5 protein-coding genes, 1 tRNA gene and 2 pseudogenes are annotated in these 6,582 nt (G+C 72.1%); 2 read left to right on the top strand and 6 right to left on the bottom strand.

Annotated elements, in window-relative coordinates:
• Positions 1 to 184: pseudogene (locus tag ABZY11_RS42080) on the bottom strand (hypothetical protein); the annotation flags it as partial.
• A 184-nt stretch (positions 185 to 368) separates the two neighbouring features.
• Here ABZY11_RS42080 and ABZY11_RS42075 point away from each other — a divergent pair.
• Positions 369 to 442, top strand: a tRNA-Lys gene (locus ABZY11_RS42075).
• 576 nt (positions 443 to 1,018) lie between these two features.
• Positions 1,019 to 1,303 (top strand): annotated as a pseudogene (locus ABZY11_RS42070) (glycosyl transferase); the annotation flags it as partial.
• Positions 1,304 to 1,646: 343 nt separating this feature from the next.
• Here ABZY11_RS42070 and ABZY11_RS42065 read toward each other — a convergent pair.
• The 5 genes from ABZY11_RS42065 to ABZY11_RS42045 form a co-directional block, all read right to left on the bottom strand.
• The gene (locus ABZY11_RS42065) at positions 1,647 to 2,327 is read right to left on the bottom strand and encodes a class F sortase (protein ID WP_356484230.1); all 681 of its coding nucleotides are present in this window, start codon (positions 2,325 to 2,327) and stop codon (positions 1,647 to 1,649) included.
• A 1-nt stretch (position 2,328) separates the two neighbouring features.
• A complete protein-coding gene (locus tag ABZY11_RS42060) occupies positions 2,329 to 2,898 on the bottom strand; it encodes a hypothetical protein (protein WP_356484229.1) in 570 nt (189 codons plus the stop codon).
• A 125-nt stretch (positions 2,899 to 3,023) separates the two neighbouring features.
• Positions 3,024 to 3,812, bottom strand: a complete 789-nt coding sequence (locus ABZY11_RS42055; protein WP_124723355.1) for an HAD-IIA family hydrolase — start codon at positions 3,810 to 3,812, stop codon at positions 3,024 to 3,026.
• Between the two features lie 296 nt (positions 3,813 to 4,108).
• Positions 4,109 to 5,482, bottom strand: a complete 1,374-nt coding sequence (locus tag ABZY11_RS42050; RefSeq protein ID WP_356484228.1) for a hypothetical protein — start codon at positions 5,480 to 5,482, stop codon at positions 4,109 to 4,111.
• Between the two features lie 277 nt (positions 5,483 to 5,759).
• Positions 5,760 to 6,582: ROK family protein (locus ABZY11_RS42045; RefSeq protein WP_356484227.1), on the bottom strand; the 823-nt coding region annotated here is incomplete at its 5' end.

Raw genomic sequence — 6,582 nt, 5'->3', positions numbered from 1 at the left:
CGCCGGTGCTCAGCACCACTCCGGCCGCGGTGGCCAGCACCAGGGCGCGGCGTGCGCCGTGTGCGGCCGGATGACCTCCGTACCGCACGGGCAGCGCACTGGCGGCGGTCCGCCGCTGCGCGGCGCACCCCGCACAGGTGCAGTCGATGGCGGGCACGTACTCCTCGAAAGCCGGCACAGTCATGCGATTCCCCTCCGCACTCGTCAAGATCTTTGGGCGCATCTGCACGGGCGCCAGTGTCTCAACTCTCCTGACATATTGCATTTTGACGGATAGAAAAGAAAAAACGACCATCCGACAGGCCGTGATGGACGGTAAATGGTCAGGAGCACCCCCCGCTTTCGGGTAGAGTTCTCCAGGTCAGCAGGCGCCGCTAGCTCAGTTGGTTAGAGCAGCTGACTCTTAATCAGCGGGTCCGGGGTTCGAGTCCCTGGCGGCGCACGCAGAGTCAAAGCCCCCTCACCACGCGTGAGGGGGCTTTGATCGTTAGTGAACCCCTCACGCCGAAGCCTCGCGCCGGACCTCCACCATGCGACGCCGCCCACAGCGCCACCTTCAACCGCTACCCGCACAGTCGTCGCAGAACTGTCACAGCGTCACCGCGCGGTCACTCAGCGGCGCGAAGACCGTTTCCATGTGACGCCGCACACCACTTCCACAAGTGGGGTAACAAACCACGCGTATGACTTGCAACCCACTCGTTTCACCCTTGCGATCGGCACCGGGGTCGGACCACCTGTCCAGTGGCCATCAGCTCCAACCAGGCCTATGAGACATGCAGTTGGGGGCTGTAGAGAGTGAAGTTCCGTTGCCCTCAACGCGGGGGCCCCGCTCGGGGACTGATGTCGAGGAGGCATCAGACAGCCGGAGGGCACTGTTCCGTGTCCGAGCGGGCGGTCGCCCGCCATTGACGTCGTGCCGGGCAACCGACGGGGAATCGCCGCGGCCGAGACGACCGACCGGTCACGCACCGGCCATGCGTGCAGGGGGATGCCCCACGACGTCGACAGGCGCGCGGGCAAGCTCCTCAACTACACGCCGGTGATCATCTTCTGCCCGATGTCCGCGCTGAACTGGACACTCGCGGCGCCGAGTTGCGCACTGCCCCTCGGGACGGGCGCCTCGGGCGTACAGATCGACCTGGTTGTCCGGATGATGTCGTACGGCGATGCCTCGGCGCTCCGGATCGGGCTGTACATCCGGAACCGGCGGCACCATGTCTCGCCGCACGAGCCCGAGGGCTCCGGCGGTCCGGCCGACCGGATGATGTCCGCGCTCTCCGCCCCCGTCCACGCACGCTCGCCGCCGCCATGATCCGGCTGATCACCGCGGCGCCCACCCTCGGCCGGCGGTACACCGTCCACGCGGAGAATCCGGCCGCCCTTGGTGGTCGTGAACGACGACGTACCGTCCGAGCCCCTCCAGCCGGGTCCGGTACGCGTTGCCGTCGGTGGCGCCGCCCCTGGAGAACTGTCCGCAGTCGCGGTGCGGGATGTTGTAGCAGCAGCACCGGCCCTGCCGCAGCCACCGTGACCGCCCACCCCGCGTCCGTCCGGATGTGCCGCCGGCCGTCGTGGCTGCCGTACATCCACTCCCCCTCGGTGCGGGCGTCGGTGCGCTGCCGCATCCGTACCGTCCTGATGTCTCAGGCGCTGTCGCCCGCGGACTTCTCGCCCGTCAGATAGGCGGAGACGACGACATTCGCGTCGTACGAGCGCGTTGCCCGGTCGTAGGTGCCGCCGCAGGTGATCAGGCGGAGCTCGGCCCGGCCGTCCTCGCGCGGGCCGTACGCCTTGTCGGCGTCGAAGCGCGCCCTGGTGAAGACCTGGACGTCGTCGATGGTGAATTCGGCGACGGTGCCGTCGGCCCGGGTGATCTCGACCTTGGCGCCGGGGCGGGCCGCGCTCAGCCCGTAGAAGACGGCCGGTCTGGTCTCGGTGTCGACATGGCCGACGAGGAGGGCCGGGCCCTTCGCGCCGGGCTCGGTGCCGTCGCCGTACCAGCCGACGGTCTGGGGCGTGTCGAACGAGGGCGGTTCGATCGCCCCGTCCTTGTCCAGGCCGCGGGCGACCACGGGTGCCTCGACGCCGATCGACGGGATCTCGACCCGCTCCGGCACGGCGCCCTCGATCGGGTCGTGCGGCGGGGGCAGCGGTACGCCGAGGGGGCGCCCCACCGCGGCGACATCGCCGGTGGTCGGGGCGGAACTGGCGCCGGAGCCGTCGGTGATGCCGCGGCCCCAGAGCCACAGACCCAGCAGCAGGACGGCCCAGACCACTCCGGCGAGCAGCCTGCCGTGGCCCGCGGTGCCGTCCGGGGCGGACATGTCAGTCCGTGGCCGGACGGCGGCGGCGCGCGCTGCGGAACGCGACGGCGATGGCCGCGACGGCGGCCAGGGCCAGTCCGGTCACCGCGTGCGCGGTGCCGGGGCCTTCCTGCCGGGCCTCCCGGTCGGCGAGCAGGGCGGTACCACCGCCGCCCGCGGCGACCGGGGCGACCGGGGCGACCGGGCTGGGCCGGCCGCGGTCGACGACGGTGACCTTGCCGGCCGCCTTGGCACCCTTGTCGTCCTTGCAGTCGATCCGGATGTCGTAGTCGCCCGGGGAGGCGTCCGAGCTGATCCGGGCCTCGGCGAAGAGGCCCCCGTCCGCGGCGGGCGAGAAGCGCGCCTCGGAGACGAAGACATCGGATACGCCGGTGGCCTCGCGGCCCTTGCAGCCCTCCAGCCGCAGATCCATCTCGCCGCCCGGTGCGACGGAGGACGGGGTCATCGCCAGAGAGGCGCGGCCTTTCTCCTGGGCGGACCCGGAGTCGGAGTCGGCCAGTGCGGCGGAAGCCGGCACCAGGGTCGCCGCGACGACCGCGGCGGCACAGAACGTGAGGGTTATGGAACGCATCGTGAACCTCCTCAGTGCAGGTTCACGCCTCCGGAGCGTTTTCGCATCCGCAGGAGCACGGGAAAAGGTCCGCGGGCACCGCCCGGAACCCGTCCCCCGCCCCCTGGGGCCGTGCCCCGCCGGGCTCAGCCCGCGTCGACGAGATCGACCAGGTCGGCGATCGAGTCGACGACCGTGGACGGCCGGAAGGGGTACTTGTCGATGTCGGCGACCGTGGTGAGACCGGTGAGGACCAGGAAGGTCTGCATCCCCGCCTCCAGGCCGGCCAGCACATCGGTGTCCATCCGGTCACCGATCATGGCGCTGGACTCGGAGTGGGCGCCGATCGCGTTGAGCCCGGTGCGCATCATCAGCGGGTTGGGCTTGCCCGCGAAGTACGGGGCCTTGCCGGTGGCCTTGGTGATGAGGGCGGCGACGGATCCGGTGGCGGGCAGCGGGCCCTCGGCGGACGGGCCGGTCTCGTCGGGGTTGGTGCAGATGAAGCGGGCGCCGCCGTTGATCAGCCGGATCGCCTTGGTGAGCGCCTCGAAGCTGTACGTCCGGGTCTCGCCGAGGACCACGTAGTCGGGTTCGTGGTCGGTGAGGACGTAGCCGATGTCGTGCAGGGCGGTGGTGAGGCCGGCCTCGCCTATGACGTACGCCGTGCCGCCGGGCCGCTGGTCGTCCAGGAACTGGGCGGTGGCCAGGGCGGAGGTCCAGATGTTCTCCACGGGCACGTCCAGGCCCATGCGGTTCAGCCGGGCGTGCAGGTCGCGGGCGGTGTAGATGGAGTTGTTGGTGAGGACCAGGAAGGGCAGCCCCGAGTCACGCAACCGCTTGATGAAGGCATCCGCCCCGGGGATCGGGGTCCCCTCGTGGATCAGGACTCCGTCCATGTCGGTGAGCCAGGATGAGATCGGCTTGCGCTCTGCCATGTGTGGACTCCTGCCGTACGCCGTGTGCGGGGACGCCGGCGGCACCGCGTTGTGCAGCGCCGACGCCCCTGATTTTAGAGCGTCCGTTCGACCTGCCGAAACGGCCGGATCATGCGGACGTGAGCGTGACTCCGTCGATCGCCCAGAACCAGTTGTTGCCGCCGGTGTACCGGAAGCGGACCTGTGCGGTGGTGGCTCCGGTCGGGATCTGGACACCGTGAACGTCCGGGCGCGGAAGGGGCGGTCCGGGGCGGTTCAGGGACGCTCCGGGGTGGTTCGGGACGGTTCAGGGCGGTTCAGGGGTGCGCGCGGCGCAGCCGCCGGGCCCGGACGACCATAGCCCCGCCGCCGATCAGGAGCCCGGTGACGGTGAGGCCGGGCGACGGGATGGTGCCCGCGCCGGTCTCGGCCAGCTCCGGGCGGCCGTCTCCCGCCGGGGTCCGGCCGGGTTCGACCGGCCGCGAAGTGTCGTCGGTGTCGGTGGTGCTGTTGGTATCGGTGGTGCCGTCGGTGTCGGTGGTGCTGTTGGTATCGGTGGTGCCGTCGGTGTCGGTGGTGCTGTTGGTATCGGTGGTGCCATCGGTGCCGTCGGTGTCGGTGGTGCTGTTGGTATCCGTGGTGCCATCGGTGTCAGTGGTGCTCGGCCCGGTTCCGTCTGGCAGGGCTTCACGCGGGGTGTCTCCGGTGCCGCCGATCTCGCCGGCCTCACCGGTCTCTCCAATCTCACCGGTCTCTCCAATCTCACCGGTCTCCCCGATCTCGCCGGTCTCGCCGGTCTCGCCGCCGTCACTGTCCTCGACGACGGTGAAGGAGTAGTCGTCGGACTCCCCGACCCAGGCCCCGTCGTCCTTGCCCGGCTTGCCGGCCGTGCCGCTCGCCACGCGTTGCCGCTGGACGACGGCGGCGTGGGCGGTGATCCGGCCGGGGCGGGTGTCGGAGGTGAACGCCATCCGGACCTGGATGGTGATGGTGCGGCCCGCAGGGACGGTGAAGCCGTCGAAGGAGTCGTCCCCCTCGCCGCCGAAGACGCCGATGTGCTCGTCCTGGTCGGTGGTCTCCCAGGTGACGCGGTGCTCCGTACCGGGGCGGGCCTGCTCGGAGAACTCCAGCTGGATCTGGTCGGAGGTCAGCTTGCGGTCCTCGTCGGTGAGGACGAGCACCGGGTGGATGGCCCGGCACGACTCGGTGGTGGTGTTGGTCAGGTCCAGGAACCAGGTTCCGTAGCCGCCGCCGGACGCGTACGTGTCCGGGCCGCCATGGATACGGGTGCTGATCGGGAACTCCTTCGCCGCCGGATCACCACAGGCGGGCTCCTGGTCGGCGCTGGTGGAGCCGGGCGCCGAAACCGGGGTGACCGAGGACGCGGCGGAGGCGGGTGCGACGGATGTGCCGCCGAGGACGACGGCGGGGACGACGCTCGCCACGGCCAGCCCGAGCGCGAATCCGTGCCGGGTCCGCCCGGGGGGCGGCGGGAGCGAGGGCGAGGGGTCGGGCGAAGGAGGGCGCGCGGGGGCGGTGAACACGGGGATGGACGCGGCCGTGGTCAGGGGGACGGACGTGGGACTGACGGTCGGGACGGAGTCGGCGGCGCGGCCGGGCATCGAGCCCGGCGCGGAGTCGACCGGCGCGGAGGTCCCGGAAGGCGTACCGGACGGCGTGCCGGAAGGCATACCGGACGAGGGTGGGGCGGGGGACATCGGGGACATCGGGGGATCGTCCTTCGCTGCTCGCGGAGCGGTCGGCTCACCCCGTACGCCGGAGTTCACCGGTTCTGGAGCCGCGACGCTGCCACGCACGCGCGAAGCGGCCGACTCCGACATACCGACGGGCCGCCCGGCCGGCCGCCGGAATCCGCCCGATCGGCCCCGCCCTTGACCTGCCTCCCGCCCCGCTCACCGGCCCGGCCCTTGCCTCCCGCCCCACTCACCGGCCCGGCCCGCCCACCGCTCACGCCCCGTCGGCCCGCCCGAACAGTGGGGCCAGGACCAGCTGAGCGGCCCCTTCCGCGACCGGCCGGTCCCCTCCCCCGGCGGCGTCGACCGGCACCGGCGCGTCGGTCCCGCCCCGCCGGGCGCGCTCGTCGATCACGGCGCGGACACCCCGTACGTAGGCGTCGGGATCGGCGGCCACCGTGCGGCCGCCGAGCACCACCCGGTCGATGTCGAGCAGCCCGACGAGGTTGGCGGCGCCGGTCCCCAGCACCCGGGCGGCCTCCGCGACATCCCCCCGGGCGACCGCGGCGAGACAGAGCGCCTCGATGCAGCCGCGTCCCCCGCAGCCACATACCGGCCCGTCCAGCTGGACGGTCTGGTGCCCGAACTCACCGGCCGCGGTCCGGGCCCCGCGATGCAGCGCCCCGCCGAGGACCAGCCCGGCGCCCAGCCCGGTCCCGAGGTGCAGATACGCGAAGTCACCGCCGCCCGCCGCCCGCAGGGCGAGCCCGAGGGCGGCGGCATTGGTGTCCTTGTCGACGACGACGGGCAGCCCGGTCCGTACGGCGAGCGCGTCCCGCAACGGATAGCCGTCCCACTGCGTAAAACCGGTGACGCGGTGCAGCACCCCGCCCCGGTGGTCGAGCGGGCCCGGTACCGCGACGCCGACCCCGAGCACCTGCCGCTCCCCCGGCCCCGCGCCCCCGCCCCGTACCGCCGTCACCGCGTCCGTCGCCGCCGCGAGCACCTCGTCCGCCGGGGCGCCGAGGTCCAGCGGGGCGGTGCGGCTCGCGACGACCGCGCCGGACAGGTCGGCGAGCACCACCGTCAGCTCGTCG

The sequence above is a fragment of the Streptomyces sp. NPDC006510 genome, assembly GCF_040611955.1.
GTDB lineage: Bacteria > Actinomycetota > Actinomycetes > Streptomycetales > Streptomycetaceae > Streptomyces.
This window is presented reverse-complemented; position numbering and strand designations above follow the sequence as displayed.